Annotated in this window: 33 protein-coding genes; 25 read left to right on the forward strand and 8 right to left on the reverse strand. The window is 70.9% G+C overall.

All coding sequences use genetic code 11. From position 1 onward, the window contains the following. Window positions 1-6: 6 nt before the first annotated feature. Genes AB0F81_RS06975 through AB0F81_RS07025 form a run of 11 tightly spaced genes read left to right on the forward strand, consistent with a single transcriptional unit; the run spans window position 7 to window position 7,805 of the window. The gene (locus AB0F81_RS06975) at window positions 7-633 is read left to right on the forward strand and encodes a HEAT repeat domain-containing protein (RefSeq protein ID WP_360192224.1); all 627 of its coding nucleotides are present in this window, start codon (window positions 7-9) and stop codon (window positions 631-633) included. Next, on the forward strand, window positions 633-1,505 hold the full coding sequence (locus AB0F81_RS06980; protein ID WP_360192226.1) for a protein-glutamate O-methyltransferase CheR: 873 nt from the start codon (window positions 633-635) through the stop codon (window positions 1,503-1,505). Before AB0F81_RS06975 ends, AB0F81_RS06980 begins: the two co-directional genes overlap by 1 nt. Beyond that, complete coding sequence (locus tag AB0F81_RS06985) at window positions 1,505-1,894, forward strand: response regulator (protein WP_360192229.1); 390 nt, start codon at window positions 1,505-1,507, stop codon at window positions 1,892-1,894. Before AB0F81_RS06980 ends, AB0F81_RS06985 begins: the two co-directional genes overlap by 1 nt. Before the next feature lie 2 nt (window positions 1,895-1,896). Next, window positions 1,897-4,254: a chemotaxis protein CheA gene (locus AB0F81_RS06990; RefSeq protein ID WP_360192232.1), complete on the forward strand. Its 2,358-nt coding sequence runs from the start codon at window positions 1,897-1,899 to the stop codon at window positions 4,252-4,254. Then, window positions 4,235-4,510 carry a hypothetical protein gene (locus AB0F81_RS06995; RefSeq protein WP_360192234.1) on the forward strand — a complete coding sequence of 92 codons (276 nt, stop codon included), beginning with the start codon at window positions 4,235-4,237 and terminating at the stop codon, window positions 4,508-4,510. The genes AB0F81_RS06990 and AB0F81_RS06995 overlap by 20 nt, the downstream gene beginning before the upstream one ends. Continuing rightward, complete coding sequence (locus AB0F81_RS07000) at window positions 4,507-4,878, forward strand: response regulator (protein WP_360192237.1); 372 nt, start codon at window positions 4,507-4,509, stop codon at window positions 4,876-4,878. Before AB0F81_RS06995 ends, AB0F81_RS07000 begins: the two co-directional genes overlap by 4 nt. 26 nt (window positions 4,879-4,904) lie before the next feature. Continuing rightward, window positions 4,905-5,951 (forward strand): methyl-accepting chemotaxis protein, encoded by a 1,047-nt coding sequence (locus tag AB0F81_RS07005; RefSeq protein WP_360192239.1) that lies wholly within the window; start codon window positions 4,905-4,907, stop codon window positions 5,949-5,951. 32 nt (window positions 5,952-5,983) lie between these two features. Then, window positions 5,984-6,256 carry a hypothetical protein gene (locus AB0F81_RS07010; protein ID WP_360192241.1) on the forward strand — a complete coding sequence of 91 codons (273 nt, stop codon included), beginning with the start codon at window positions 5,984-5,986 and terminating at the stop codon, window positions 6,254-6,256. Further along, window positions 6,253-6,771, forward strand: a complete 519-nt coding sequence (locus tag AB0F81_RS07015) for a GAF domain-containing protein (RefSeq protein WP_360192244.1) — start codon at window positions 6,253-6,255, stop codon at window positions 6,769-6,771. Before AB0F81_RS07010 ends, AB0F81_RS07015 begins: the two co-directional genes overlap by 4 nt. Before the next feature lie 22 nt (window positions 6,772-6,793). After that, the gene (locus AB0F81_RS07020; RefSeq protein WP_360192247.1) at window positions 6,794-7,357 is read left to right on the forward strand and encodes an HhH-GPD-type base excision DNA repair protein; all 564 of its coding nucleotides are present in this window, start codon (window positions 6,794-6,796) and stop codon (window positions 7,355-7,357) included. 55 nt (window positions 7,358-7,412) lie between these two features. After that, on the forward strand, window positions 7,413-7,805 hold the full coding sequence (locus AB0F81_RS07025; protein WP_360192250.1) for a DUF3099 domain-containing protein: 393 nt from the start codon (window positions 7,413-7,415) through the stop codon (window positions 7,803-7,805). Here the strand turns inward: AB0F81_RS07025 and AB0F81_RS07030 are convergent. Continuing rightward, window positions 7,799-8,680 carry a PfkB family carbohydrate kinase gene (locus AB0F81_RS07030; RefSeq protein WP_360192253.1) on the reverse strand — a complete coding sequence of 294 codons (882 nt, stop codon included), beginning with the start codon at window positions 8,678-8,680 and terminating at the stop codon, window positions 7,799-7,801. The genes AB0F81_RS07025 and AB0F81_RS07030 overlap by 7 nt on opposite strands. Continuing rightward, window positions 8,677-9,627: a pseudouridine-5'-phosphate glycosidase gene (locus AB0F81_RS07035; protein ID WP_360192255.1), complete on the reverse strand. Its 951-nt coding sequence runs from the start codon at window positions 9,625-9,627 to the stop codon at window positions 8,677-8,679. Before AB0F81_RS07035 ends, AB0F81_RS07030 begins: the two co-directional genes overlap by 4 nt. Window positions 9,628-9,741: 114 nt before the next feature. On the opposite strand from AB0F81_RS07035, the gene AB0F81_RS07040 reads away from it, so the two are divergent. The 5 genes from AB0F81_RS07040 (at window position 9,742) to AB0F81_RS07060 (ending at window position 13,241) form a co-directional block, all read left to right on the forward strand. Next, complete coding sequence (locus AB0F81_RS07040) at window positions 9,742-9,966, forward strand: DUF3039 domain-containing protein (protein WP_360192419.1); 225 nt, start codon at window positions 9,742-9,744, stop codon at window positions 9,964-9,966. Between the two features lie 7 nt (window positions 9,967-9,973). After that, window positions 9,974-10,588, forward strand: coding sequence for a TRIC cation channel family protein (locus AB0F81_RS07045; RefSeq protein ID WP_360192258.1), 615 nt, complete (start codon window positions 9,974-9,976; stop codon window positions 10,586-10,588). Window positions 10,589-10,697: 109 nt separating this feature from the next. After that, the gene (locus AB0F81_RS07050) at window positions 10,698-12,428 is read left to right on the forward strand and encodes a DEAD/DEAH box helicase (RefSeq protein ID WP_360192261.1); all 1,731 of its coding nucleotides are present in this window, start codon (window positions 10,698-10,700) and stop codon (window positions 12,426-12,428) included. A 47-nt stretch (window positions 12,429-12,475) separates the two neighbouring features. Next, a complete protein-coding gene (locus AB0F81_RS07055) occupies window positions 12,476-12,985 on the forward strand; it encodes a hypothetical protein (protein WP_360192263.1) in 510 nt (169 codons plus the stop codon). Window positions 12,986-13,007: 22 nt separating this feature from the next. Then, entirely contained in the window at window positions 13,008-13,241 is a 234-nt protein-coding gene (locus AB0F81_RS07060) for a helix-turn-helix transcriptional regulator (protein ID WP_360192266.1), read from the forward strand. A gap of 78 nt (window positions 13,242-13,319) precedes the next feature. Here the strand turns inward: AB0F81_RS07060 and AB0F81_RS07065 are convergent, their stop codons facing one another. Beyond that, on the reverse strand, window positions 13,320-13,559 hold the full coding sequence (locus AB0F81_RS07065) for a hypothetical protein (RefSeq protein WP_360192422.1): 240 nt from the start codon (window positions 13,557-13,559) through the stop codon (window positions 13,320-13,322). 245 nt (window positions 13,560-13,804) lie between these two features. Then, complete coding sequence (locus AB0F81_RS07070) at window positions 13,805-15,379, reverse strand: RNA polymerase sigma factor (RefSeq protein WP_360192268.1); 1,575 nt, start codon at window positions 15,377-15,379, stop codon at window positions 13,805-13,807. A gap of 254 nt (window positions 15,380-15,633) precedes the next feature. On the opposite strand from AB0F81_RS07070, the gene AB0F81_RS07075 reads away from it, so the two are divergent. Continuing rightward, entirely contained in the window at window positions 15,634-16,455 is an 822-nt protein-coding gene (locus AB0F81_RS07075; protein WP_360192270.1) for an inositol monophosphatase family protein, read from the forward strand. A gap of 2 nt (window positions 16,456-16,457) precedes the next feature. On the opposite strand, the gene AB0F81_RS07080 is transcribed toward AB0F81_RS07075, so the two are convergent. Beyond that, a complete protein-coding gene (locus AB0F81_RS07080; RefSeq protein WP_360192272.1) occupies window positions 16,458-17,018 on the reverse strand; it encodes a LytR C-terminal domain-containing protein in 561 nt (186 codons plus the stop codon). Between the two features lie 335 nt (window positions 17,019-17,353). On the opposite strand from AB0F81_RS07080, the gene AB0F81_RS07085 reads away from it, so the two are divergent. Both AB0F81_RS07085 and AB0F81_RS07090 read left to right on the forward strand, forming a co-directional pair. Beyond that, on the forward strand, window positions 17,354-17,650 hold the full coding sequence (locus AB0F81_RS07085) for a DUF4193 domain-containing protein (protein ID WP_023561654.1): 297 nt from the start codon (window positions 17,354-17,356) through the stop codon (window positions 17,648-17,650). A gap of 143 nt (window positions 17,651-17,793) precedes the next feature. Then, window positions 17,794-18,645, forward strand: coding sequence for a hypothetical protein (locus tag AB0F81_RS07090; protein WP_360192276.1), 852 nt, complete (start codon window positions 17,794-17,796; stop codon window positions 18,643-18,645). On the opposite strand, the gene AB0F81_RS07095 is transcribed toward AB0F81_RS07090, so the two are convergent. Beyond that, entirely contained in the window at window positions 18,611-19,108 is a 498-nt protein-coding gene (locus AB0F81_RS07095; protein ID WP_360192279.1) for a DUF3093 domain-containing protein, read from the reverse strand. The two genes, AB0F81_RS07090 and AB0F81_RS07095, sit on opposite strands and share 35 nt — an antisense overlap. A gap of 100 nt (window positions 19,109-19,208) precedes the next feature. Here AB0F81_RS07095 and dut point away from each other — a divergent pair, with 100 nt between their 5' ends. The 4 genes from dut to AB0F81_RS07115 all read left to right on the forward strand — a co-directional run bounded on the left by dut (window position 19,209) and on the right by AB0F81_RS07115 (window position 21,609). Next, on the forward strand, window positions 19,209-19,670 hold the full coding sequence (dut, locus tag AB0F81_RS07100; protein WP_360192281.1) for a dUTP diphosphatase: 462 nt from the start codon (window positions 19,209-19,211) through the stop codon (window positions 19,668-19,670). 31 nt (window positions 19,671-19,701) lie between these two features. Next, window positions 19,702-20,352 (forward strand): DUF3710 domain-containing protein, encoded by a 651-nt coding sequence (locus tag AB0F81_RS07105; RefSeq protein WP_360192283.1) that lies wholly within the window; start codon window positions 19,702-19,704, stop codon window positions 20,350-20,352. Between the two features lie 115 nt (window positions 20,353-20,467). After that, window positions 20,468-20,845, forward strand: a complete 378-nt coding sequence (locus AB0F81_RS07110) for an OB-fold nucleic acid binding domain-containing protein (RefSeq protein WP_360192286.1) — start codon at window positions 20,468-20,470, stop codon at window positions 20,843-20,845. Next, on the forward strand, window positions 20,842-21,609 hold the full coding sequence (locus AB0F81_RS07115) for a DUF3159 domain-containing protein (RefSeq protein WP_360192288.1): 768 nt from the start codon (window positions 20,842-20,844) through the stop codon (window positions 21,607-21,609). The genes AB0F81_RS07110 and AB0F81_RS07115 overlap by 4 nt, the downstream gene beginning before the upstream one ends. Here the strand turns inward: AB0F81_RS07115 and AB0F81_RS07120 are convergent. Both AB0F81_RS07120 and AB0F81_RS07125 read right to left on the reverse strand, forming a co-directional pair. Then, window positions 21,577-22,257 carry a TrkA family potassium uptake protein gene (locus AB0F81_RS07120; protein WP_360192290.1) on the reverse strand — a complete coding sequence of 227 codons (681 nt, stop codon included), beginning with the start codon at window positions 22,255-22,257 and terminating at the stop codon, window positions 21,577-21,579. The genes AB0F81_RS07115 and AB0F81_RS07120 overlap by 33 nt on opposite strands. Window positions 22,258-22,260: 3 nt before the next feature. Further along, window positions 22,261-22,926 (reverse strand): TrkA family potassium uptake protein, encoded by a 666-nt coding sequence (locus AB0F81_RS07125; protein ID WP_360192292.1) that lies wholly within the window; start codon window positions 22,924-22,926, stop codon window positions 22,261-22,263. Between the two features lie 113 nt (window positions 22,927-23,039). On the opposite strand from AB0F81_RS07125, the gene AB0F81_RS07130 reads away from it, so the two are divergent. Beyond that, a complete protein-coding gene (locus tag AB0F81_RS07130) occupies window positions 23,040-25,082 on the forward strand; it encodes an APC family permease (RefSeq protein ID WP_360192295.1) in 2,043 nt (680 codons plus the stop codon). After that, the gene (locus AB0F81_RS07135; protein WP_360192298.1) at window positions 25,079-26,395 is read left to right on the forward strand and encodes a TRAM domain-containing protein; all 1,317 of its coding nucleotides are present in this window, start codon (window positions 25,079-25,081) and stop codon (window positions 26,393-26,395) included. Before AB0F81_RS07130 ends, AB0F81_RS07135 begins: the two co-directional genes overlap by 4 nt. Window positions 26,396-26,415 lie beyond the last annotated feature (20 nt).

A 26,415-nucleotide genomic window follows, 5' to 3' on the forward strand; every position in this document is an offset into this window, starting at 1 on the left:
ATCACGATGGGACTCGTCCGCAAGCAGGCCCCGCAGCAGCCCGAGGAGGTGCTGCCACCGGAGAAGCCGTCCGTCGAGTCGCTGCTGCGACAGCTCGACGACGCCGATCCGGACTGCCGGCGGGAGGCGGCACTGGGCCTGGTCGGCGTGGCCGAGGCGGTGCCGGCGCTGCTCGCCCGGGTCGCCGTGGAGACCGAGACCAACGTGCGCGACGCCGTGCTCACCACGCTGGCCGCGCACGACACCGAGACCGTGGCCGGCGGGCTCGCGGTGCACCTGGCCAGCGACGACGCCGCGCTGCGGACCTCGGTGGCGGAGGCGCTGGCCACCATGCGCGGCTCGGTCCTGTCCTTGATGCCCAGCCTGCTGGCCGCTCCCGATCACGACGTCCGCGTGATGACCGCGATGGTCCTGGCCGACCTCGCCCACCCGGACGCGCCGGTCTGGCTGACCCGGATGATCGCCGAGGACCCGCATCCCAACGTGGTGACCGCGGCGATCGACGCGCTGCTGCCGGCGGCGACCGCGGAACACGCGGCGGTGCTGGAGGCGGCGGTGCAACGGTTCCCGGACGACCCGTTCCTGCGCTTCACCGTGCAGGCGGCCCTGCCCCGGCTGACCGGGACGGCGTGATGGCGAGCGCGCCCGCCACCGGTGCCGGCCTCTCGGACGCGGACTTCACCCGCTTCTGCGAGTACTTCTACAAACGGACCGGGATCCACTTCACCCCGGGGAAGCGGTACTTCGTCGACAAGCGGATCGAGAACTGCATCCGCGACTCCCCGTACGACACGTTCGGGAGCTGGTTCGCCGCCCTGCGGATGAGCGACAAGTCCGCGATGCTGCAGGACCTGATCAACCAGCTGACCGTCAACGAGACCTATTTCCTGCGTGAGGACTACCAGTTCGACGCGATGCTCAGCACGGTGCTGCCGAACGTGCTGAAGGATCGCGGCGGGCTGGGCCGGATCGTCGGCCCCGTCAAGATCCTTTCGCTGCCCTGCTCGACCGGCGAGGAGCCGTACTCGATCGCGCTGCGCCTGCTGGAGGAGTGGGAGCAGATCGACCACGTGGACGTGGAGATCCACGGGGCCGACATCGACAGCGAGGTCCTCGCCAAGGCGGCCCACGCCAGCTACGGCGAGCGGTCCCTGCAGCGGGTGCCGAAGCCGTGGATCAACAAGTACTTCAATCCGGTGGGCTCCGGCCGCTACCAGGTCGACGAGGGCATCCGCAGCGCCGTCACGCTGCACCGGGTGAACGTCTGCGACACCGCCGCGATGCGGGCGTTCCGCGACTTCGACGTGATCTTCTGCCGCAACGTGCTCATCTACTTCGACGAGCTGTCCAGCCGCCGTGCGGCCGAGAACCTGTACGGCGCCATGCGCCCCGGCGGCTACCTCTTCCTCGGGCACTCCGAGTCGATGAGCCGGATCTCACCGATCTTCACCCCGACCCGCCTGCCGGAGGGCATCGTCTACCAGCGACCGACCGGAGCCAAGTGATGACCGCGGATACCAGACCTCGGGTGCTCGTCGTCGACGACGCCGCCACGGTGCGGCTCTACCACACCAGCCTGCTCACCGAAGCCGGCTTCGAGGTGGCCGAGGCCGCGAACGGGCTGGAGGCCGTGGAAGCGGCTCTCAGCACGGAGTTCGACCTGTTCGTCGTGGACGTCAACATGCCGAAGATGAACGGCTACACCTGCGTGGAGACGCTGCGCTCGGAGACCGTCGGCACCGCGGCGCCGGTGCTGATGATCAGCACCGAGGACCGGCCCGGTGACGCGGACCGGGCGTACCAGGCCGGCGCCAACCTCTACCTGGTCAAACCGGTGGCCGGGGACCGGCTCGTGCGGATCGCCACCATGCTGACCACGGGCAAGGAAGAGTAAGCATGAATCCGTTGCTCGCCCAGTTCCTCGCCGAGGCGAACGACCTGCTCGCCCAGGTCGACGAGGGTCTGCTGCAGCTGGAACGCGACCCCGGCGACCCGGAGCTGGTCAACGAGGTGTTCCGGGCCGCGCACACCTTCAAGGGCTCGTCCGGGCTGTTCGACTTCCCCGAGCTGACCCGGCTGACCCACGCGGCCGAGGATCTGCTGGACGCGGTCCGTGGCGGCCGGCTGGGTCTCGACTCGCAGATGGCCGACGACCTGCTTGCCTCCTTCGACCTGATCCGTGGCTGGCTGGCGCACGTCACCGCGCACGAGCGGCTCCCGGCCAGCGCCGGCAACGACGCGGCCGGGCTGATCACCAAGCTGCGGGCCCCGCTCGGCGGCGAGGCGGCGACCGCGACCCAGACGGTCGCCGGCCCGGCCCGGACGATCGACGCGGCCCCGGAGTGGCTCGCGTGGTTCGATGCCGAGTGGCTGACCGAGACCGCCTCGTGGCTGGCCACCACCTCGTCGACGATGCGGTTCGTCCGGTACGCCCCGGACTCCGACTGTTTCTTCCGGGCCGAGGATCCGCTGCACCTGGTTCGCCAGGTGCCCGGCCTGGACCGGTTCAACGTCGTGCAGCCCGAGCAGTGGCCCGCACCCGACGAGTACGACGAATACGTCTGCCTGCTCTCCTTCGTAGTGGCCACCCGGGCCGCGACCGGGGAACTGGAGTACCTGTTCCGCTACGTTCCCGACCAGGTGCAGATCGTCGAGCTGGACGCCGACGCGATCACCCGGCACCTGAGCGGGGAGCCGCCGCTGCACGCCGATGAACCGGTCACCGTCGCCGTCACCGAGGTGGTCGACTCCGCGATCGCCGCCGACGCCCGGGCGGTCCTGACGGCGGCGGAACGCTCCCTCGCCGTCAACACCGGGGAGGGTGCCCAGCTGCGGGCGGTCGCCCGTACCGTGGCTGCGGCGGCGCAGGCGCTCGGCGTACCGATGGATTTTGAAGAGGGTGATCGGGCGGCGATCGCCGCGGCTGTCGAACGGCTGCTCGCCGAGGCCGCGCCCGCACCGGTCGGATTCGTGCCGGAGCCGGCGTCGCGGCCGGCGGCACCGGCGGCACCGGCCGCCCCGGCCGAACCCACCGGGCGGGCCGACGACCCGGGCGGGCAGGTCGGCACCCGGGTTCTCAAGGTCGACCAGGAGAAGGTGGACCGGCTGATGGAGCTGGTCGGCGAGCTGAACGTGGCGAAGAACGGGCTCACCTTCCTGGCCGACTCGGCCGAGGAGGAGTTCGGCAGCCGGGTGCTCAGCCGGCGGATCAAGGATCAGTACGCCGGCCTGCACCGCATCGCCGAGGAACTGCAGGCCGCGGTGATGGACGTCCGGATGCTCCCGCTGTCGGTGGCCTTCGGCCGGTTCCCGCGCCTGGTCCGGGACCTGAGCCGGCGGCTCGGCAAGACCATCGAGCTGGTCACCGAGGGCGAGGACACGATGGCCGACAAGGACGTCATCGAGGCGCTCGGCGACCCCCTGGTGCACCTGGTGCGCAACAGCCTGGACCACGGCATCGAACCGTCCGACGAGCGCACCGCGGCCGGCAAGCCGCCGGCGGCGAAGCTCACCCTGGCGGCCGTCGCGGACGGCGACGCGGTGATCGTCGAGGTCTCCGACGACGGCCGCGGCGTCGACCCGGAACGGGTCAAGCGCAAGGCGTACGAGAAGGGCCTGATCACCGAGGAGGAGCTGGAGACGCTCTCCGACAACGACGCCGTCGACCTGGTCTTCCGTCCCGGATTCTCCACCGCCGACCAGGTTTCCGATCTCTCCGGGCGGGGAGTCGGCATGGACGCCGTCCGGGCCAGCGTGGAGAAGCTCGGCGGCAGCGTGACCATGCGGTCCCGGCTCGGCCACGGCACCTCCACCCGCCTGCGGCTGCCGCTCTCGATGGCGGTCACCCAGGTGATGGTGGTCAGCGTGGCCGGCCAGCGGTTCGGCATCCCGGTCGACCTGGTGGTCGAGACGGTACGCGTGCCCGCCGCCGAGATGGGCCACGTGCTGCACCAGGAGGTGGTGGTGATGCGCGGTGAGGTGGTGCCGGTGATCGACCTGGCCCGGGCGCTGGACATGCCCTGGTCGCCGGAACCCGGCGCGGATCGTGCTGTCCTCGTGGCGAACGTGAACGGCCAGCGCGTCGGACTGCTAGTCGAGCAGTTCCACCGGGAGGTCGACGTGATCCTGAAACCGATGGAGGGTCTGCTCGCCTACGCCGACGAGTTCTCCGGAACCGCCCTGCTCGGCGACGGCCTGGTCCTGCTCGTGCTCAACATGAAGGAGGTGCTGGGTCTTGCCGCTCGAGTTGCATGACGACAGCGCCACGCTGATCGGCGTGGTCACCGTCGACGAGGTGGAACAGCTGACCGGCTGGCTGCGGGCCGCCCAGAAACCCAAGGTCAGCCTGCGGCGATGCAACCATCTGCACACCGGCGCGCTCCAGGCTCTGCTGCTTTTCCGGCCGAAGATTTCTTCAGCACCGAAAGACACCTTCCTGGCGTCCCAGGTGCTGCCACTGCTCAACGGGAGCAGCGGCCTTGCCAGCCGACAGGGAAGCGAACCTCCATGACCACTGTGATGCTCGTCGACGACTCCGCCACCATGCTCATGAGCCTCAAGTCGATCCTCACCAAGGCCGGATACGCGGTCGAGACCGCGGGCCACGGCAAGGAGGCCCTCGACAAGCTGAGCAAGGGCGTCAAGCCCAACCTGATCATCAGCGACGTCAACATGCCGCAGATGGACGGGATCACCTTCGCCCGCGAGGCGCGCAAGGCCCCCGGCATGCGGTTCACCCCGATCCTCATGCTGACCACCGAGTCGGAGCAGAGCAAGCGCACCGAGGCGAAGAACGCCGGCGCCACCGGCTGGCTCGTCAAGCCGGTCGGACCGGACCAGCTGCTCGGTGTGATCAAGCAGGTGCTGCCCGGCGCCTGACGCAGTCGAAGTAACGGAGGTTTCGCATGCCCAGGCTTCTCCGCAAGGTCTCGCTGTCCCCGGTCGAGCCGGACGGCGGGGCGGTGCGCGGGGACGTCGTGGCCGATGCGCTGGAGCCGATCCCGTCGTTCTGCGAGGTGATCGACGGGCACGTCCGTGACGTCATCGACCAGACCGGGGAGGCCGCGCAGGCGATCGTCCAGCAGCTCGTCAAGGTCGACTCATTGGCGGAGGTGATGGCCGGCGACGTGTCACAGCTCGCCGGCACCCTCAGCCGCACCGAGTCCGAGCTGAGCCAGGTCAGCACCTCCAACGACCAGCTCGTCGGGCGCCTGATCGCCTACTTCCTGCACCGCGACTCCCAGATCCGGACCCTGGTCGACCAGATGCGCGAGCTGGACCAGCACGTCAAACAGATCGAGGAGGTCAGCCGCGCCACCAACATCCTCGCCCTGAACGCGATGATCGAGGCGGTCCGGGCCGGCGACGCGGGCGAGGGCTTCTCGGTGGTCGCCGACGAGGTACGCAAGCTCGCGCACCGCTCGGCGGAGGCGGCGCAGGGCATCGGCAGCAGCATCACCGACCTGACCAGCCGGCTCGACTCGGTGCTCTCCGACGACACCCAGTTCGACCGGGGCGGGGACTTCCCGGAGATGACCGAGGAGACCGCGATGACCCGCCGGCTCGGCGGCATCGCCAACGCACAGCGGGAGATGTCGGCGATGGTGTCCGGCATCCTCAAGGACACCGTCAACGCCGCCGAACAGGTGCAGCGCAGTTCCGACGCGCTCATCTCGGAGACCACCGGCGCGGTCGGGCACGTGCAGTTCCAGGACATCAGCCGGCAGATGCTGGAGCACGTGGCGGAGGCGGTCGCCGACGTCCGCCGCCAGTCGGAGAACGTCGCCGCGTACGCCCGGGGCGAGCGCGGCGAACAGGAACTCACCGCGGACTCCATCAGGGTGGAGGATCTGCGGGCCAAGCACGTGATGTCCCGCCAGCGGTCCACGCACGCCCAGCAGACGGGCGGGGACGTCCAGGCCGCCAGCGAACCTCTCATCGAACTGTTCTGAACAACCCACATCGCCACCCGAGAGGGGCCTGGATGGCCAGGATCGAAGAGTTCGGCCAGGACGTGCCGACCGAGAAGGACGCGGTGAAGGCACTCGCCGATCTGATCGGCCCGCAGATGGCCGAGGGCCTCTGGGGCCTGTCGGTGCAGGCACTCGGCCTGCACCGGCCGGTGACGGCGCCGTCGGACCTGCGCCGGGTCGCCGAGCACGTGATGGAGGTCGGTGAGCTGAGCCGGGTGGCCGGACGGTCGCTCAAGGTCCGCATCATCACCTATGAGGCACTGGCCCGGACGGTCCAGGCGTGAGGCTGCCGGCATATCCGCAGCTCCACGATCCCGGGCGGCTGCGGGAGGTGGCCCGGCTCGGCGTCGACCGGGAAGTGGAACGGGCCTACCTGGCCGACATCGTGGACACCGTCGCGGACCGGCTCGACGCCCCGTTCGCCATCGTGACCGGGCTGCTCAGCGACGCGCAGGTGTTCCTGGCCGGCCGTGGACCGGTGCCGGCCTGGATCGCCGAGGTCGGCGGCACCCCGATCGAGTGGGCGTTCTGCTGCCCGCTGCTCAGCGAGCGTGCCGCCCGCACGGTCAGCGACTTCACCACCGAGCCGGAGTTCCGCGACAACCCGCTGGTGACGGTGGAGGGGATCCGGTCGTACGCCGGCGCCCCGCTGATCTCCGGCTCGGGACTGGTCCTCGGCGGCCTCTGCGCCCTGGACGTCCGGCCCCGCCAGTTCGGCACCCACCTGGCCGAACTCCAGGAGCTGGCGGACGAGGTGGTCCGCCGCATCGAGGCCGAGGCCGAGGCGTCCGCCGCCTGACCGGGCATGGGACCATGCAGCCATGGGCTTCCAGATCGCCAACGAGCCAGAGGCTGACAAAGTCCTCGATCAGTACCCGTTCGCTGTCGTGGTCGGCATGATGCTGGACCAGCAGTACGGGATGGAACACGCTTTCCGGGGCGGCTGGAAGGTGCTGAGCCGGTTCGGCACGCTCGAACCGGCCGCCATCGCGGCCGCCGAGCCGGAAGCCTTCAAGGAGCTCTGCAGCCGGCCTCCGGCGATCCACCGGTTCCCCGGTTCGATGGCCGCCCGGCTGCAGGAGCTCGCCGCCCTGGTCGACTCCAGGTACGCCGGTGACGTCACCCGGCTGTGGACCGAGCCGGCCACCGGCAAGGAGCTGTTCAAGCGGGTCCAGGAGCTGCCCGGCTTCGGCAAGCAGAAGGCGCAGATCTTCGTGGCGCTGCTGGCCAAGCAGCTCGGGGTCCGCCCGGAGGGCTGGGAGGCGGTCGCCGGGGACTACGCGCTGGACGGCTACCGCTCGGTCGCCGACGTCGTCGACGCCGCGTCCTTGCAGAAGGTCCGCGAGTTCAAGCAGCAGAAGAAAGCGGCTGCAAAAGGCGCCTAGGTGGGCATGACCCCCTTGACGGTGCGAGGATGGCGGGGTCGATCGGAGACCTCGCGTGAAGAAGCAGCCGGAACGCCCGGTGTTGATCACCGACGCCGCTCGCAGCCAGGACGATCAGCTCCGCAGCAGGCAGATCCGCTACGTCACGATGATGAGTGTCCGTGCGGGCTGTCTGATCCTCGGCGGGGTGCTGATCAGCGCGAAGGTGCCGTTGCTGCCGCTGTGGCTGGCCCTGTGCGCTCTCGGCATGGTGCTGCTGCCGTGGATGGCGGTGCTGATCGCCAACGACCGCCCACCCAAGACCAAGGCCGAGCGCGCCGCCGATCAGGCGGCGCGCGAGGACACGCGGCGGGCACTGAGCCAGCAGGCTCCCGCCGAGCCGGAATACATCACCATCGACTCCGAGGTGGTCGACGAACCGGCCGAGGCGCGCCGCCAGGGTCAGTGACCCGGGCGGGCGCCGATCCGTGCCACGGCGGCGGCGCCCAGCGCGGCCCCGGCGGCCAGGGCCGCCTCCGGCCCGTTGCCGGAACACCATGCGGCGAGCAGGCCGGCAGCGAAGGCGTCACCCGCGCCGGTCGGATCCTTGACGGGTACGCGTGCGGACGCCCATGACGCCACCACCCCGTCCCGCCCGCTCCACCGGGCGCCGGCCGCCCCCTGCTTCACCACCGCGTTGCGGACGTGCGCGGTCAACCGGCTCGCCTGATCCTCCGCGGCGCCCGGTCCGGCGAGCACGTCCGCCTCGTCCTGGTTGCACAGGAGCAGGTCGGCGTCGCGTACCCAATCCAGGAAGGCCGGCGCACCGGCGGCGCGCAACGGGGCCGCCGAGGCCGCGTCGACGCTGACCGTGAGTCCCCGGCGGGCCGCGGCCGCGAGGGCCGCGAGGCCCGCCGGGCGCGACCCGGCGTGCAGCAGCGGATAGCCGGACAGGTGCACGTGCCCGCCGGCCGGAGCGGCGGAGATCACCTCGGTCACGTGCTCCGGGTCGAGCAGCAGCGAGGCGCCCCGATCCGTGATCATGGTCCGCTCGTCCGGGCTGGTGAGGACCACCACGCTGCCGGTGGCGACGTCCGGGTGGACGCGCACCGCGCAGCGCACGCCGGACGCCTCTAGCTCGGCCACCCGGTCCCGGCCGGCCACGTCGTCGCCGATCGCCGCGATCAGCGTCACCTGCCGCCCGGTGTGGGCGAGCCAGGCCGCGGTGTTCGCGGCCTGGCCCCCGCCGGCGATCCGGATCGCCGCGCCGGTGTCCGACCCGACCTGGATCGGGCCGTTCTGCTCGACCAGGACGTCGGTGACCAGATCCCCGACGACGATCACGCCGGTACGGCGAACCCGACCGGCGCCCCCGAACCGGCGGTGGTGGCCGCCGCGATCCTGGCCGCCAGCGCCGAGTTGCGCAGGATGATCCGGATGTTGACGTCCAGGCTCCGGCCCTCGGTGCTGGAGTGGAAGTGCGACAGCAGGAACGGGGTGACCGCCTTGCCGGTGATGTTCTGCTCGGCCAGCAGGTCCAGGCCGGTCGCCAGGGTCCGGTCGTGCAGCGCCGGGTCGAGCTGCTCGTCGGTGGGCAGCGGGTTCGCCAGCACCAGCGCGCCCTCGCTCACGCCCTGCTCGGAGCGGGCCTTGATGAAGTCGGCCACCTGCTCCGGCGAGTCCAGCTGCCAGTCGACGTCGAAGCCGCCGTCGGTGATGAAGAAGCCGGGGAACCGCCGGGTCTGATAGCCGGCCACCGACACCCCCAGCGTCTCCAGCCGCTCCAGGGTGGCGCCCACGTCGAGGATCGACTTGACACCGGCGCAGACCACCACGATCGGCGTGCGGGCCAGCGCGGTCAGGTCGGCCGACTCGTCGAAGGTGACGTTTGCCTCGCGGTGCACACCGCCGAGGCCGCCGGTGGCGAACACCCCGATGCCCGCGGCGGCGGCGATCGCGCTGGTGGCGGCGACCGTGGTGGCTCCGTCGGCGCGCCGGGCCGCGGCGATCGCGAGATCACGGACCGAGAGCTTGGCCACGTCGCCGGCGAGCGCCAGATGCTCGATCTGGGTGTCGTCCAGACCGACGACCACCTCTCCACCGATCATGCCGATGGTGGCCGGCACGGCCCCGTTGTCCCGGACGGTCTGCTCGATCTCCCGGGCCACCCGCAGGTTGTCGGGGTGCGGCAGGCCGTGCGAGATGATCGTGCTCTCCAGGGCCACCACCGGACGGCCGTCCCGGCGGGCGCGGGTCACGTGCTCGCCATAACGAATTGCGAAGTCAGTCACGCCCCTTAACGTACGGCGCTCACCGGCTGCGTTGCCGTTGGACCGACCAGGCGTGAGCTGTCAGACTTGTGGGCTGGAGCCTCGCCCCACCACTGGAAACTTTCTGAAGGGCAGATAAACGTGAGCACCCAGATCCTGGAGCGTCCGGAAACCAAGGATGCCGACACCGGTCCGGAGATGTTCCACTACGTTCGCAAGGAGAAGATCGCGGAGAGCGCGGTCATGGGCACGTACGTCGTGGCCCTCTGCGGCGAGAAGTTCCCGGTGACCAAGGCGCCCAAGCCGGGCTCGCCGGTCTGCCCGCAGTGCAAGGAGATCTACGAAGCCATGAAGGCCTGATCGGCGCGTGACGGGCGGATATCCCCTGCTCGTCGCGGACCTGATCGGCGTGGCGGTCTTTGCCGCCTCCGGCGCCTCGGCCGGCGTCGCGAAACGCCTCGACCTGTTCGGGGTCGCGTTCGTCGGCTTCGTGGCCGCGCTCGGTGGCGGCATTCTGCGTGACCTGGCCATCGGCGCCGTGCCGCCGCTGGCGTTCGCGGACTGGCGATACGCGGTGACCGCGGTGCTCGCCTCGGTCGCGGTCTTCTGGCTGCATCCGACGCTGAACCGGGTCCGCCGGACCGTGCTGCTCCTGGACGCGGCCGGCCTGGGCCTGTTCACCGCGACCGGCACCCTGAAGGCGCTCGACGCCGGCGTGCCGCCGGTCGGCGCCTGCCTGCTCGGCATGCTCACCGCGATCGGCGGTGGGGTGGCCCGCGACCTGCTCACCGGGGAGATCCCGGTGGTGCTGCGGCGCGAGATCTACGCGGTGATCGCGCTGGGCGGTGCGGTTCTCGTCACCATTCTGGCCAAGCTGGGTTTCACCGGCATTGTTCCGCTGGTCAGCGCCGCGGCCCTGATGACCGGGGTGCGATTGATCGCGCTGTACCGCCGCTGGTCGGCTCCGGTGGCGGTGCCGTAACCCCGCTTCGCAACCGTCCGCGGCTATGCTGGGTTCCGCCTCCGCGCCGGGAAATCGCGGGGGTTTTGTCTTGAATGAGCACTGCCATGGACGAAGGGATCACCGGAGCTTGAGCCCGCCTGTGCCGAACCTGGAGATCTTCCCCCCGCTGCGGGACTGGCAGCGCAAGGCGATGGTGACGTACCTGCGTCGCCGTTCCGAGGACTTCATGGCGGTGGCGACACCCGGCGCCGGTAAGACCACCTTCGCGCTGCGGATCGCCGCCGAGATGCTCAATGACGGCACCTGTGACGCGGTCACCGTGGTCTGCCCCACCGAGCACCTCAAGACCCAGTGGGCGCTCGCCGCGGCCCGGGTCGGCATCCAGCTAGACCCGAAGTTCCGCAACTCTGACGTGCACTCGTCGCGCGACTTCCACGGCGCGGTCCTCACCTACGCGCAGGTCGGCATGGCGCCCGCGGTGCACAAGCGGCGGACCATCACCCGGCGCACCTTCGTCATCCTCGACGAGATCCACCACGCCGGTGACTCGCGGACCTGGGGTGACGGGGTCAAGGACGCCTTCGAGCCGGCCGTGCGCCGCCTGCTGCTGACCGGTACGCCGTTCCGCTCCGACGAGAACCCGATCCCGTTCGTGACGTACGAGCGGGGCCAGGACGGTGTGCAACGGTCGAGGGCCGACTCGGTCTACGGCTACGCCGACGCGCTGCGCGACCGGGTCGTGCGCCCGGTGCTCTTCATGGCCTACTCCGGTGAGACCCGGTGGCGGACCAACGCCGGTGACGAGCTGGCGGCCCGGCTCGGCGAGCCGATGACCAAGGATCTGATCGCCCAGGCGTGGCGAACCGCGCTGGACCACCGCGGCGAGTGGATGCCGCAGGTCATGCGGGCCGCCGACGCCCGCCTCACCAAGATCCGCGAGCACGGCATGCCGGACGCCGGGGGCCTGGTCATCGCGAGCGACCAGACCGCCGCCCGGGCGTACGCGAAACTGCTCCACGAGCTGACCGGCGAGCCGGCCACCGTCGTCCTCTCCGACGACGAGGGCGCCTCCGGCCGGATCGCCGAGTTCGCCGCCTCGGAGAAGCGCTGGATGGTCGCGGTGCGGATGGTGTCCGAGGGCGTCGACATCCCGCGGCTGGCCGTCGGGGTCTATGCGACCAGCGCCTCCACTCCGCTCTATTTCGCCCAGGCGATCGGCCGGTTCGTCCGGGCCCGGCGCGAGGGTGAGACGGCGACGGTGTTCCTGCCCAGCGTCCCGCACCTGCTCGGGCTGGCCAGCGAGATGGAGGCTCAGCGCAACCACGTGCTCGGCGCCCCCAAGGAGAAGGACGGGCTGGACGACGACGTCCTGGAGCGCGCCCAGAAGACCGAGGACGCCCTCGGTGAGCTGGACAAGATGTTCGAGGCGCTCTCCGCCACCGCCGAGCTGGACCAGGTGATCTACGACGGCACCTCGTTCGGGATGGCCGCGCGGACCGGGACGCCCGAGGAGGCGGACTACCTGGGCCTGCCCGGCCTGCTCACCCCGGACCAGGTGACCACCCTGCTGAACAAGCGCCAGGCCGAGCAGATGGCCGCGCAGAAGCGCCAGCAGCAGGAGGACTCCCGCAACCAGGTGCCCGAGCAGCGCGAGCCGGTCGTGCCGATGAGCGCGGGGGAGCGGCGCAACAGCCTGCGCCGTCAGCTGAACACCCTGGTGGCGGCCCATCACCACCGCACCAACCTGCCGCACGGCAAGATCCACGCCGAGCTGCGCCGGCTGTGCGGCGGGCCGCCGAGCGCGCAGGCCACGATCGAGCAGCTGGAGGAGCGGATCGCCACGATCCAAACGTTCTGATGTTAAGTCCACTTGACGTCAAGTCGACTTAACATCAAGATGGACACATGACGACGACGATGCTCGATCGGGTGGTGCGCTGGAACCTGGACCTCGACGGCGACATCTACGGCGACGAGCGCGAGCGCTTCCGGTGGTATGAGGGGATCGTCACCGCCGCGTCGGTGCAGCTGCTCGTGGTGCCGTGGGCCGCGGTGATTCTGGTCTGGACCCTGGGCCGGCCGGCGGTCCTGCCGCTGGCCGTCATGCTGGCCGCCTTCCAGCTGCCGATGCTGCTCTGCACGGCCTACATCCGCAGTCGCCGGGTCGAGGTGGTGCAGCGCCGCACCCGCAAGCGGGCCCTCGCCTCGGTCCTCAGCGGCCTGCCCATCGTGCTCTTCGTCCTCGGGGCGGTGTACTCCTACGGCAGCCCCGGCAATCGCGGCATGGGCGGTGCCCTGATCGGCGCCCTCGTCGGCGGATCCGTCGCCTACGGCGTCGTGGCTTGGCGGACCAGCCGTCGCCGGGGCCGGGAAAGCGCCGTCATCGAGGACGAGGACGACGTGGTGACGGCATGACGGCGCGCGGAAGGGCGGGCTGATGGCCCCGGCCTCCGGCCCGGTGCGGGCCCCTGAGGCGGGCGGCGCGGCCGGCGCCCGGATCCGCAGCGCCCGCAAGGAAGCCGGCCTGACCCAGCAGGGGCTGGCCACGGCAGTCGAGGTGAGCCGGCAGACCATCATCGCGATGGAGACCGGCGATTACGCCCCCTCGGTGTATCTGGCCATCAGGGTGGCCCGGACCCTGCACCGGCCGGTCGAGGACCTCTGGGGCTGACTGAGGGCACGCAGAAGGGGCGCTCCTGGAGGGAGCGCCCCTTCTTTTCACGCGTCAGTCGGGGGACCGCTGCTACTGCTAGTTGGTGGAGTTCATCTTGACCGCACCGCGCCAGGTGAAGTCCGGGTCAGCTGCATACTGAACCGCGATCTTGACCAGGTCGTCGGCATAACGGTTGGCGTGGTGGCCGCAGAACACGAGCTCGCCACCGCCTGCCAGGGTCAAACGGAGCTTCCCTGCTGCATTGCAGCGGTCGCACCGTTCATCGGCTGCTAGGCCGGCCAGGCTACCCGCCGGCGGCGTGAGGGTCGGGGTCATCGCCTTCCTCCTCTGTTCGTCACCGATGAACATGTTCCTCGGCTACTGCTCACACATCGTGCAACACCCTGCACCGTTGCAGCCTTCCCAACGTGCCCCGGGGGGACCGAAGTCACACGTTGGTCTGGCTAGTGTGCCGTGATCCAAGGGTGCCACGTCAACGATCACTTCTGCACAACGGTCTGATCACCACCCGTTGATGTACGGGTGGTGACCATTTGGACACGTAATGTTGACTTACTGTCCTAGTCCAGGTAGTCGCGGAGCACCTGGGACCGGGACGGGTGTCGCAACTTCGACATCGTCTTCGACTCGATCTGCCGGATCCGCTCACGGGTCACCCCGTAAACCTGGCCGATCTCGTCGAGGGTGCGGGGCTGGCCGTCGGTCAGACCGAAGCGCAGCCGGACCACGCCCGCCTCACGCTCGGAGAGCGTCTGCAGAACCTGCTGGAGCTGGTCCTGCAGCAGCGAGAACGACACCGCGTCGACCGCGACGACCGCCTCGGAGTCCTCGATGAAGTCACCGAGCTGGCTGTCGCCCTCGTCGCCGATCGTCTGGTCCAGGGAGATCGGCTCACGCGCGTACTGCTGGATCTCCAGCACCTTCTCCGGCGTGATGTCCATCTCCTTGGCCAGCTCCTCCGGGGTGGGCTCACGGCCCAGGTCCTGGAGCAGCTCGCGCTGGATGCGGCCGAGCTTGTTGATGACCTCGACCATGTGCACCGGGATGCGGATGGTGCGGGCCTGGTCGGCCATGGCGCGGGTGATGGCCTGCCGGATCCACCAGGTGGCGTACGTCGAGAACTTGTAGCCCTTGGTGTAGTCGAACTTCTCGACCGCGCGGATCAGGCCGAGGTTGCCCTCCTGGATCAGGTCCAGGAACGCCATGCCGCGGCCGGTGTAGCGCTTGGCCAGCGAGACCACGAGCCGCAGGTTCGCCTCGAGCAGGTGGTTCTTGGCCCGCTCGCCGTCCCGGTTGATCCACTTCAGGTCACGCTCGAAGTTGCGCTCGAGCGTCTCCTCGCCCTCGTCGGCGGCGCGCAGCCGCTCAGCGGCGTAGAGGCCGGCCTCGATCCGCTTGGCGAGCTCGACCTCCTGCTCCGCGTTGAGCAGCGGGACCTTGCCGATCTGCTTGAGGTAGGCGCGGACCGAGTCGGCCGACGCGGTCAGCTCCGCGTCCCGACGGGCCTGCTTGAGCGCCTCGGACTCCTCGTCGTCCCACTCGAAGTCGCCCTCGGTGGCCGAGCTGGCGGCGTCGGTCGCCGCGGCGGCGACCATCGCGGCCGGCTCCTCGACCACCACGTCCTCGATCTCGGCGGCGAGCTCCTCGGGATCGATCTCCTCGCCGGGGCCCTCCTCGCCGGGCTTCGCGGCCTTGGCCGGCGTGGCCTTGGCAGCCGCGGTGGCCTTGCGGGCCGGGGTGGCCTTGGCGGCGGCCACCGCTGCCTTGCGGACCGGAGCGGCCTTCTTCGCCGCGCCGGGCACGTCGCCCTCGGCGGCCGGAGCGGCCTGCTTCGGAGCGGGCGCCGCCTTCTTGACCGGAGCGGTCTTGGCGGTGGTCGCCTTGGACGCGGGCGTGGCGGACCGGGCCGCGGCGACCTTGCGACGGGTACTGGCGGAACCGTCGACGACGACGGTGATGCCGGCGTCCACCAGCCCGCGCAGGATCTTCTTGGCCTGCGCCGGGTTCACCGCGGCGGACTCGAGCGTGTGCGCGACCTGCGCCGATGTGAGTTGCCCGCCCGCACCCTGGGCATGGGTGATCAAGGCCTCGGTGAGAGAGCGAACGTCGGCACCGTTCTGGTGGGCTTCTGTCACGAATGACCTTCCGGAGGCGATGTGGTTGGGCACGGCCAGGATCCAGCGCAGCACGCGGGGGCGAGGCTCGCTGGAGTCGGTTTGGGAGCCCTCGGGACACGGACCGTCCCGCAGGTGAGAGTCCGTGAAGCGTGGGCAGGGGTGAATTGTAGCGCCGCTGACCGAGATCCTCCGCCTCCAGCACGCCGCGAGGGCCCGACGACCTCGTCAGAGACGCTCGGCGCAAGAATGCTAACGGTGGAAAGGACCCATACGTGAGCGAGTTTTCGACGGTATCGACGCCGGACGAGTTGCTGGCGGTCGCCGTGCGGGTGGCCCGGGAGGCGGCGGCGACCGCGCGGCGGATGCGTGACGAGGCGATCGGCGACGTGCAGACCAAGAGCACCGACACCGACGTGGTCACCGCGGCCGACAAGGCGGTCGAGCGGCAGGTGGTGGACGCGCTGCTGGCCGAACGGCCTGGTGACGGCGTGCTGGGGGAGGAGTACGGGGACTCCGTGACGGTCGCCCCCGGCGCCGTGCGCTGGATCCTGGACCCGATCGACGGCACCGTGAACTACCTCTACGGCCTGCCCCAGTACGCGGTCTCGCTGGCCGCTGAGCGCGACGGCGTGGTGGTGGCCGGAGTGGTCGTCAACGCCGCCACCGGCGACGAGTGGACGGCGACCCTGGGCGGCGGGGCGTGGCGGGACGGCCGCCGCCTGACCGGCTCGGCGCGGACCACCCTGGACCAGACGCTGGTCGGCACCGGGTTCGGTTACGACCCGCGGCGCCGGGCACATCAGGGTGCGGTGCTGGCCCGATTGATCACCCGGGTGCGTGACATCCGCCGGCTCGGCGCGGCGGCCCTCGACCTCTGCCTGGTCGCGGAGGGCACGCTGGACGCCTACTACGAGAAGGGGCTCAACCTGTGGGACCACGCGGCCGGGGGCCTGATCGCGGCGGAGGCGGGACTCACCGTCGCCGGCCTCTCCGGGGAGCCGGCCGGCAAGCCGATGCTCGTGGCGGCGCCCCCGGCGATCTTCCCCGCGCTGCACGACGCGCTGGTGGAGCTGGACGCGGCGGGCGGGCCGTAGGCTCAGCCCGCGTCCTCGGTCTTCTCGGCCTTCGCCTCGACCGGCTTGAGGCAGGCACCCGGCGGCAGGGTCGGCTCGCCGACCTGGACCAGCGACTGGTTGACCTCGGTCGTGGTGGCCAGCTGCTGGAACTCGTTGCCGAGCACGATCTCGATCGTGGCGCCCTTGCGCTTCGGGCTGTAGACCATCTCGGACTGGGCCAGGAAGTACGCCCGCAGCAGCTGAGCCTTGCCGACCGCCTCCGGGCCGAACCGGATCTCCGCGACGCCCTTGAACTTGGTCTTGCTCTTGGCCGGCTCCTCGACCGTGAACCGGCGGTTGCGGAACTGCTCGGTGACCTGCTCGGCGAGCCCCGACTTGCTGGTGCCGTTGAGGACCTTGACGGTGACCTCGGCCGGGTCGTCCGGGAGCCGCACGTCGGCGAGCGGCGCGCCGGCCGGGCAGTCGCTGCCACTGGCGAGATCGCGCTGGGAGTCGCGGACGAGCGCCACGACGACGAAGACCAGCGCGGCGACGGCGAGCACTCCGACGACGACGAGCGCTCGGACGCGCGCAAAGCTCATGGGGCTGGCTCCAGGATTCCGACGGAGGGCCCGGGTAGCGTCGCCGGGCTTGTCGAGAGGTTAGCGTCTGTCCGCCAGCCGCGCGGAAACAGGGAATGCTTCCGGCGCGTTGACGATGATCCAGACGCTGGTGCCCCTACTTTGATGTCGCCTCAATCACATCGGGAACAATGTGCCGCCAGAACGCGTACAACCCTGCCGCAGCGGCGGTAAGGTTCCGCGCTCGCCGGGGTAGTTCCTGGTGTCAGAAATCGTCCAGCGGAACCGGGAACCGAAACCTTGTCGCAAGCGTTACTAACGCCAAGCGACACATCGATACAGGAGAGTGAAGACCGATGGCCACCGACTACGACGCCCCGCGTCGCGATGAGGTCGACCTCGGCGAGGACAGCCTCGAGGAGCTCAAGGCCCGTCGCGCCGACTCGCAGTCGGGCGCAGTGGACGTCGACGAGGTCGAGGTGGCGGAGAGCTTCGAGCTGCCCGGCGCCGACCTGGCCGACGAGGAGCTGACCGTCAAGGTGCTGCCGATGCAGACCGACGAGTTCCGTTGCGCCCGCTGTTTCCTGGTGCATCACCGCAGCCAGCTGGCGGTGGAGCGCAATGGGGAACTGATCTGCCGCGAGTGCGCCTGAGCGCACTCGCGCGCAGCGCGCCACACCCGATCGCGGCTGACGCGGTCGGGCGTACGGCGTTCGCCACGGGGGTTTGACACGGGGTTTGACCCTGGGGCGTGACCGGGCACAGGTACCGGTAACGGCCGAAGGGGAGGACGACGATGAACCACGCGGATCGTGCGACCGAACCCGTCGACGGGTCCGGTGCCGGCACCGAGTTCGACCCTGCCCGGACCACACCTGCCCAGGAGCCGGGGACCGACGTCGAGCTCGGCCGGACGGCCGCGGCACTCGCCGACGACGACCTGGAGCCGGCCGGCCGGCGACGGCTGATGGGCCGGCTCATCGGCGACATCCGGGCGCGTGGCGTCGGCCAGCTGTTCCGCCCCAAGGCGGCGCTGCGCTGGATGGCCGACATGGTCGCCGACGTGGCACCGCACGTCCCGGTCCGCGACCGGGTGACCCTGCAGCGGCACTTTCCCGGCATGGACGACGAGGAGCTGGCGGAGCGGCTGATCCGCAACGCCACCCGGGCCACCGCCGGGGTCGGCGCGGCCGGCGGCGGGATCGCCTCGGTCGAGTGGGTGGCGACGCCGACGCTGCTGTCCGCGCCGGTGCTGCTCGCCGCCGAGACGGTCGCCGTGGTGGCGATCGAGATCAAGCTGCTCGGAGAGCTGCACGAGGTGTACGGGCAGCCGATCACCGGCGGCGCCCCGGAACGCGCCCTGAAGCTGATCGAGTCCTGGTCCGGGCAGCGCGGGGTGAACCCACTGATCCCGGGTGTGGGGGTGGCGACCGTGCTGGGCACGGCCACCCGCAAGGAACTCCAGCGCACCCTGCTCAAGCGGTTCGGCCGCAACCTCACCACGTTCGGGCCGATGCTCACCGGCGCGGCGGTGGCGAGTTACCTCAACCGCCGGGCCACCCGGGCGATGGGCGACAAGGTCCGCGAGGACCTGCGCAAGGAGCGCGGCAAGCTCAGCTCGGCTGCCCGGCCCGCTCTCGACGGCTGACCTCGAGCAGCGCGGTCGCCAGCTCGACCGGGTGCCGGGTGCTGACCACCCAGTACGGCGTGGGGTCCGCGGGGTCGTCGAGCAGGACCTGGACGGCCGGGCCGATCCACGCCCGCTGCACCACGAAGGCCAGCGGATGCGCACCGACGCCGAGCGCCTCCTTCTTGCCGGCGGTGTCGAGCGCGACCACGTCGGAGATCACCGAGACCGGCAGCCGGGCGTCGTCGACCTGGAACTCGTCGGCGGTGACCGCCACCCGGATCCGGCCGGCCGGGACGAGCAGCAGCAGCGACAGCGGCAGAACCACCGCGTACGGCAGCCAGCCGGGCAGGCCGGGCAGGCCCAGGGCCAGCTCGGTGGCGACGATCGCGCCGGTGGTGAGGGCGGCCGGCCACGCCCACCAGGGCAGGCGGAGCCGTTCTCGGTAGGCCGGGAGCGTGCGGGCGCCAGACTCGGGTGTCACCCTCGAAGGGTACGGCGCGCCTCCGTTGCCCGGCGCGGCAGGATGGCAGGGTAGGTGCCGCCCGCTGTACCCGTACCCGTACCCGTGAGGATTCCTCGTTGTGAGCGATGTGGTCATCCAGGTCCGCCGGATCGATCCGGACCTGCCCCTGCCGGCGTACGCCCATCCTGGTGACGCCGGTGCGGACCTGGTCGCGGCCGAGGAGGTGGAGATCGCCCCGGGCGGGCGGGCCAAGGTCCGTACCGGGCTGGCGATCGCGCTGCCGGAGGGCTACGTGGGCCTGGTGCATCCCCGCTCCGGGCTGGCCGCTCGCCTCGGCGTGACGGTGCTCAACGCGCCCGGTACGGTCGACGCCGGTTACCGTGGTGAGATTCTGGTGATCCTGATCAATCACGATCCGGAGAACACCGTCAAGATCTCTCGTGGCGACCGGATCGCCCAGCTCGTCGTCCAGCGGGTGGAGCGGGCCGTGTTCCACGTGGTGGAGACGCTCGACGACACCTCCCGCGGAGCCGGTGGGCACGGTTCGACCGGCGGCCACGCAGCGCTGCCCGGGCAGTAGACGCAGGACTGAAAGACGGAAGGTGGAGTTGATGTTCTCCCGTAAGCGCGGTGGCGCGAAGCACGTTCGTGCGGCCGACGCGCCGCCCTCCAAGGCGCTCGCCGACAGCCTGGCCGCCGACGGTGAGGCGCCGGCGCCCGAGTCCGGCCCGTGGGACGTCAAGCACGCGCCGGGCGGGGTGCAGCGCCTCGACCTGGGCAGTCTGCAGATCCCGGCGGTCGAGGGCGTCGAGGTGCGGGTGCAGGCCAACCCGGACGGCGGCGTCGAGCAGATCGTGCTGGTGGACGGCGAGAGCGCCCTGCAGCTGGGCGTCTTCGCGGCGCCCAAGACCGAGGGCATCTGGGACGAGGTGCGCGCCGAGATCGCCGAGGCGATGGCCTCCGACGGGGTGACCCCGCAGGAGATCGACGGGAAGTACGGGATCGAGCTGGCGGCCCGGGTCAACACCCCGGACGGCCCGGCCGACGTGCGTTTCGTCGGGGTGGACGGGCCGCGCTGGATGGTCCGTGCGCTCTACCAGGGCGCGGCGGCCTCCGACCCGGCACGTGAGGGCGTGCTCGGCGAGGTGCTGTCCGGGCTGGTCGTGGTCCGGGACAACGAGCCCCGCCCGGTGCGCGAACCGCTGCCGATGCGGCTGCCGCGGGAGATGGCTCAGCAGGGTCCGGGCGAACAGGCCGAATAGTCAGGCAGTGATCCATGTCACCCCAAGGTCTCGGGCGTACCGTGGACCTCGGGCACGCGAGCACACTGTGCCGTCCGAGACCCATGCGGCGTCGAGGAAGGGTGACAGCGACGTCATGACTACCGAGGAACGCACCGGGCTGCGCAAGCTTCTCAGTCGGTTGACCGCGACCGAGGAGGAGCTCGACGCGCAGGAGCTGCAGCGGGACAGCGCCAAGTGCGGCGCCGTCCCGGCCGGGCAGTGTCAGCGGGGACAGGTCGTTTCGGTGTCGGGCCGACTGCGGACCGTGGCGTACACTCCTCGCACCAACCTGCCGACGCTGGAGGCCGACCTCTACGACGGCAGCGACGTGGTCACGCTCGTCTTCCTGGGACGCCGGTCGATCGCCGGCATCGAGCCCGGGCGACAGCTCACGGCACGTGGCCGGATCGCGATCCGGGACGACCGTAAGGTGATCTACAACCCGTACTACGAGCTGGAGGCGCCCCGGTGAGTGGCAGCGAGCCGCGCCACGCCGCGCACGAGTCGGTCGAGGAGCGGATCGCCGAGGAGGTCGTCGAGGAGCTCGAGCTGCACCCGGTCCGCAAGGACGACGAGGAGGAGCCGCTCCCGTCGATGAGCGAGCAGATCGCCGAGCAACTCGGCGGTGTGCGCGGCCTCATCGAGTCGAGCCTGCCGGTGCTGGCCTTCGTCCTGCTCAACGTGCTGCTCGGCGACGTGCTGGAGCTGGCGAAGCGGGAGGCCCTGCTCTGGGCGATCATCGGGTCGGTCGGCTCGGCGGTCGCCATCGGCGCGGTCCGCCTGATCCGCCGGCAGCCGATCCGGCACGCGGTGAACGGCCTGTTCGGCATCGCGATCGGCGCCTGGCTGGCGTGGCGCACCGGCGAGGCCAAGAACTTCTACCTCCCGGGCATCCTGCTCACCTTCGGGCAGGCCGCGGTGCTGCTGCTGTCGGTGGTGTTCCGCAAGCCGCTGATCGGTTACGCCTGGGGCATCATGGCGAACAAGGGCCGCCAGGACTGGTTCGGCAACTCCCGGCTGTTCCGGACCTTCCAGTGGCTGACCCTGCTCTGGGTCGCCTCGCTGAGCCTGCGCGCCGGCATCCAGGCGTACCTTTACGCGATCGGGGACGCCAACGCCATCGGCGTGGTGCGGATCCTGGTGAGCTGGCCGGTCTACGCGGCCACCTTCGCCTTCACGGCGTGGGCGATCCACCGGGTGACGTCAGCCCAGCGTCGAGAGGCCACCGTCGCCTAGCACCACGGCGCGGATCTGCTCCTCCACGTCACTGGTGCACACGAAGATCAGCTCGTCGCCGGCCTCCAGCGGGTCGTCCGGGGTCGGCACGAGGACCCGCTTGCCCCGCAGGATGGCGACCAGGGCGGCGTCGCGGGGCATCGGCACGGAGCGCAGGGGCTTTCCCTCGTACGGGGCGTCGCGCGGCAGGGTGATCTCGACGAGGTTCGCCTCGCCCTGCCGGAAGGTCATCAGCCGGACCAGGTCGCCGACCGTCACCGCCTCCTCGACCAGGGCGGCCATCAGGCGGGGCTTGCTGACCGCGACGTCGACGCCCCACTGCTCGGTGAAGAGCCACTCGTTCTCGGCGCGGTTCACCCGGGCCACCACCCGGGCCACCGCGAACTCGGTCTTGGCGAGCAGCGAGACCACCAGGTTGGCCTTGTCGTCGCCGGTGGCGGCCACCACCACGTCGCAGGACGCCAGATCGGCCTCCTCCAGGCTGCTCAGCTCGCAGGCGTCGGCGAGCACCCACTGCGCCTGGGGCACCCGCTCCGGGCAGAGCTGGCGCGGCTGCCGCTCGATCAGCATCACGTCGTGCCCGTTGCCGATCAGCTCCTGCGCGATGGACCGGCCGACGTTGCCGGCCCCGGCGATGGCGATGCGCATGGTCTACAGGCCTTCCTTGTCGGCGTGCTCGGCGATGTCCAGCACGTTGCCGACGCTCTCGTCGGTCACCAGCATGAAGACCTGGTCGCCGTCCTGGAGCACGGTGGACGGCTGGGCGAGCAGGCCCATCCCGAACCGGGTGAGGTAGGCGACCCGGGCGCCGGTCCGCTCCTCCAGCGACTTCACCGTGCGGCCGATCCAGTCCCGGTGCAGCGGCGCCTCGACGATGCTGACCACGCTGGTCGGGTCCCGGAAGACCTCGACCCGGTCCTCCGGCACGAGATAGCGGAACATCCGGTCGGCGGCCCACCGGATCGTCGCGATCGTGGGGATGCCGAGCCGCTCGTAGACCTGGGCGCGCCGGGAGTCGTAGATGCGGGCCACCACGCGGGACACGCCGAACGTCTCCCGGGCCAGCCGGGCCGAGATGATGTTGGAGTTGTCGCCGCTGGAGACCGCCGCGAACGCGTCCGCCCGCTCGATGCCGGCGGCCTGCAGCACGTCCCGGTCGAAGCCGATCCCGTTGATCGTGACGCCGCCGAAGTCAGCGCCGAGCCGCCGGAACGCCTCCGCGTCCCGGTCGATCACGGCCACGTGATGACCTTGCGCGTCGAGCTTCTGGGCCAGCGTGGAACCGAGCCGCCCACACCCCATGATCACCACGTGCACGGTTCGTGCCCTCCCGAATCACTACGGACCAGTGTGAGCCTGCCATGTGCCTGTCGGCGGCCGTGTCCGGGGCGGGGTACGGGCGATGCGGTCCGCCCGTACTCTTGGCACTCGTGGCAAGTACCACCTCCCTAGCCAAACGGCTGCTCCTCGGCCGGCCGTTCCGCTCGGACAGGCTCAAGCACACGCTGCTGCCGAAGCGGATCGCCCTGCCGGTCTTCGCGAGCGACGCGCTCTCCAGCGTGGCCTACGCACCGGACGAGATCCTGCTGACCCTCTCCATCGCCGGTGCCGCCGCCTACATCTACTCGCCCTGGGTGACGCTGGCGGTCGCGGTGGTGATGGTGACGGTGGTCGCCAGCTATCGGCAGACCGTGCACGCGTACCCCTCCGGTGGCGGCGACTACGAGGTGGCCACGGTCAACCTCGGGCCGAAGGCCGGGCTGGGGGTGGCCAGCGCGCTGCTGGTCGACTACATCCTTACCGTCGCCGTCTCGGTCTCCTCCGGGGTCAGCAACCTGGGTTCCGTGGTGCCCTGGGTGGAGGAGAACAAGGTCGGCGTCGCGGTCGGCGCGGTGATCCTGCTCAGCGCCCTCAACCTGCGTGGCCTGCGCGAGTCCGGGACCGCGTTCGCGGTGCCCACCTATCTGTTCATCGTCGTCATGGTCGGGATGATCGTCACCGGCCTGATCCGGGTCTTCGTGCTCGGCGAGGACCTGCGGGCGCCGAGCGCCAGCCTGGTGATCGACGCCGAGGAGCATCACCTCACCCAGATCGGGTTCGTCTTCCTGCTGTTACGCACGTTCTCCTCGGGCTGTGCGGCGCTGACGGGCGTCGAGGCGATCTCCAACGGGGTGCCCGCGTTCAAACCGCCGAAGAGCCGCAACGCCGCCACCACGCTGATGCTGCTGGGCAGCCTCGCCATCGTGATGCTGTTCGGCATCATCACCCTGGCCCGGGCGACCCACCTGCAGTTCGTCGAGGACCCGGCCCTGCAGATCCTCTCCGGCCCGGCGAACTACGTGCAGAAGACGGTCACCACCCAGCTCGCCGAGACCGTGTTCGGTCCCGGCTCGATCATGCTCCTGGTGGTCGGCGGGGTCACCGCGATGATCCTGTTCCTGGCCGCCAACACCGCGTTCAACGGCTTCCCGGTGCTCGGCTCGATCCTCGCCCAGGACCGCTTCCTGCCCCGGCAGCTGCACACCCGCGGCGACCGGCTGGCCTTCAGCAACGGCATCCTCTTCCTGGCGGTCGCCGCGATCGTGCTGATCGTGTCCTTCCACGCCGAGGTCACCAAGCTGATCCAGCTCTACATCGTCGGCGTCTTCGTGTCGTTCACCCTGTCGCAGGCCGGCATGATCCGGCACTGGAACCGCCTGCTGCGGACCCAGCGGGACCCGGACCGGCGGCGCCGCATGATCCGTTCGCGGGCCATCAACACGTTCGGCATGGGCCTCACCGGGGCAGTACTGATCATCGTGTTGATCACGAAGTTCCTGCTCGGGGCCTGGATCGCCATCACCATGATGGTGGTCATCTACGGGCTCATGGTGGCCATCCACCGGCACTACACCCGGGTCGCCGAGGAACTCAAGCCGACCGACGAGCGGCCCGTGCTGCCCTCCCGCAACCACGCGATCGTGCTGGTCAGCAAGGTGCACATGCCGACGCTGCGGGCGATCGCCTACGCGCAGGCGACCCGGCCGGACACGCTGACCGCGGTCACCGTGAACGTGGACGACACCGACACCCGCAACATCCAGCAGGAGTGGGAGCGACGGCAGGTGCCGGTGCCGCTGACCGTGGTCGACTCGCCGTACCGGGAGATCACCCGGCCGATCATCGACTACGTGAAGAGCGTGCGCCGCTCGTCGCCGCGCGACGTGGTGACCGTCTTCGTGCCGGAGTACGTGGTCGGCCGCTGGTGGGAGAATCTGCTACACAACCAGAGCGCCCTGCGGATCAAGGGCCGCCTGCTCTTCGAGCCGGGCGTCATGGTCACCAGCGTGCCCTGGCAGCTGCGGTCCAGCCAGGACCGCGACCTGGAGCGGCTGGACCGCGGCCTGAGCCGGGCCCCGGCCCGCGGGCCGCGCAACCGCGGCGACGATGAGGAGAGCGCCGAGCGCGCCGACAGCGGAAGCGGGCAGTCATGAGCCGGCCGGTGCCGACCGGGGTCGAGGACGATCTGGTGGAGGGCGACCGGGTCGAGCTGACCGTGGGCGCCCCGGCGCACGGCGGGCACTGCGTGGCCCGCATCGACGGACCGCACGGCCGGGTGGTCTTCGTCCGGCACGCGCTGCCCGGCGAGCGGGTCACCGCCGAGATCACCGAGCGGCACCGGGGTTATCTGCGGGCCGACGCGGTCGAGATCCACGAGGCCTCCCCGGACCGGGTCACGCCGCCCTGCCCGTGGTCGCATCCGGGTGGCTGCGGCGGCTGCGACCTGCAGCACGTCGCCGACGACGCGCAGCTGCGGTGGAAGACCGCGGTGGTCCGGGAACAGCTCACCCGGTTGGCCGGGCTGAGCCCGGAAGATCAAGACCGGATCTTCGTACGGGTGGAGCCGCTGCCCGGCGTGACCGGCCCGGCCCGCCTGCTCGGCTGGCGCAGCCGAGTCCGGTACGCGGTGGACGCCGCCGACCGCCCCGGCCTGCTCCAGCACCGCTCGCACGAGGTGGTGCCGATCGACCGGTGCCGGATCGCGCACCCGGCCGTCCAGGACCTCGACCTGCTCGCCCGCACCTGGCCGGAACAGGACTCGCTGCAGGCGGTCGCCACCACCGGCGGGGACGTGGCGGTGCTGGCCCGCCCGGCCGGGAGCCAGGCGCCGGCGCTCGGGGACGAGCTGGCCGACGCGCCGTCGGCCGGGGGACTGGTCCGGCTCTCGGGGCCGCCGGAGGTCACCGAGATCACCGGGGGCCGTGCGTGGCACGTACCGGTGGAGGGTTTCTGGCAGGTGCACCCGGCCGCCGCCGACACGCTCGTCGGTGTGGTGCTGAAGATGTTGCGACCCGCCGAAGGCGAGGTCGCCTGGGACCTGTACGGCGGGGCCGGCCTCTTCGCGGCGGCCCTGGCCGCGCGCACCGGGGCCCGCACGACGGTGGTCGAGTCCTCGCCGGTCGGGGTGGCCGCGGCCCGCGCCAACCTCGGCGGCCTGCCGAACGTCGAGGTGGTGGCCGCCCGGGTGGACGCCGCGCTGAGCCGCCGGCGGGTCACCGGGCCGGTCGACCTGGTGGTGCTGGACCCGCCGCGGGCCGGCGCGGGCGCGAAGGTGGTCCGGGCGGTCGCGGCGGCCGGACCGCGGGCGATCGCCTATGTGGCGTGCGATCCGGCCGCGCTGGCGCGGGACCTGGCGACGTTCCGGTCGGTGGGCTGGGCGGCGACGGAGATCCGGGCCTTCGACTGCTTCCCGATGACCCAGCACGTCGAGTGCGTCGCCCTGCTCCTCCCCGAGCCCACGGCGTGAAGCCGGGGCGCGCGGGGCGC

Source organism: Actinoplanes sp. NPDC024001, from assembly GCF_040638955.1.
In the GTDB taxonomy this organism is placed as follows: Bacteria; Actinomycetota; Actinomycetes; order Mycobacteriales; family Micromonosporaceae; genus Actinoplanes.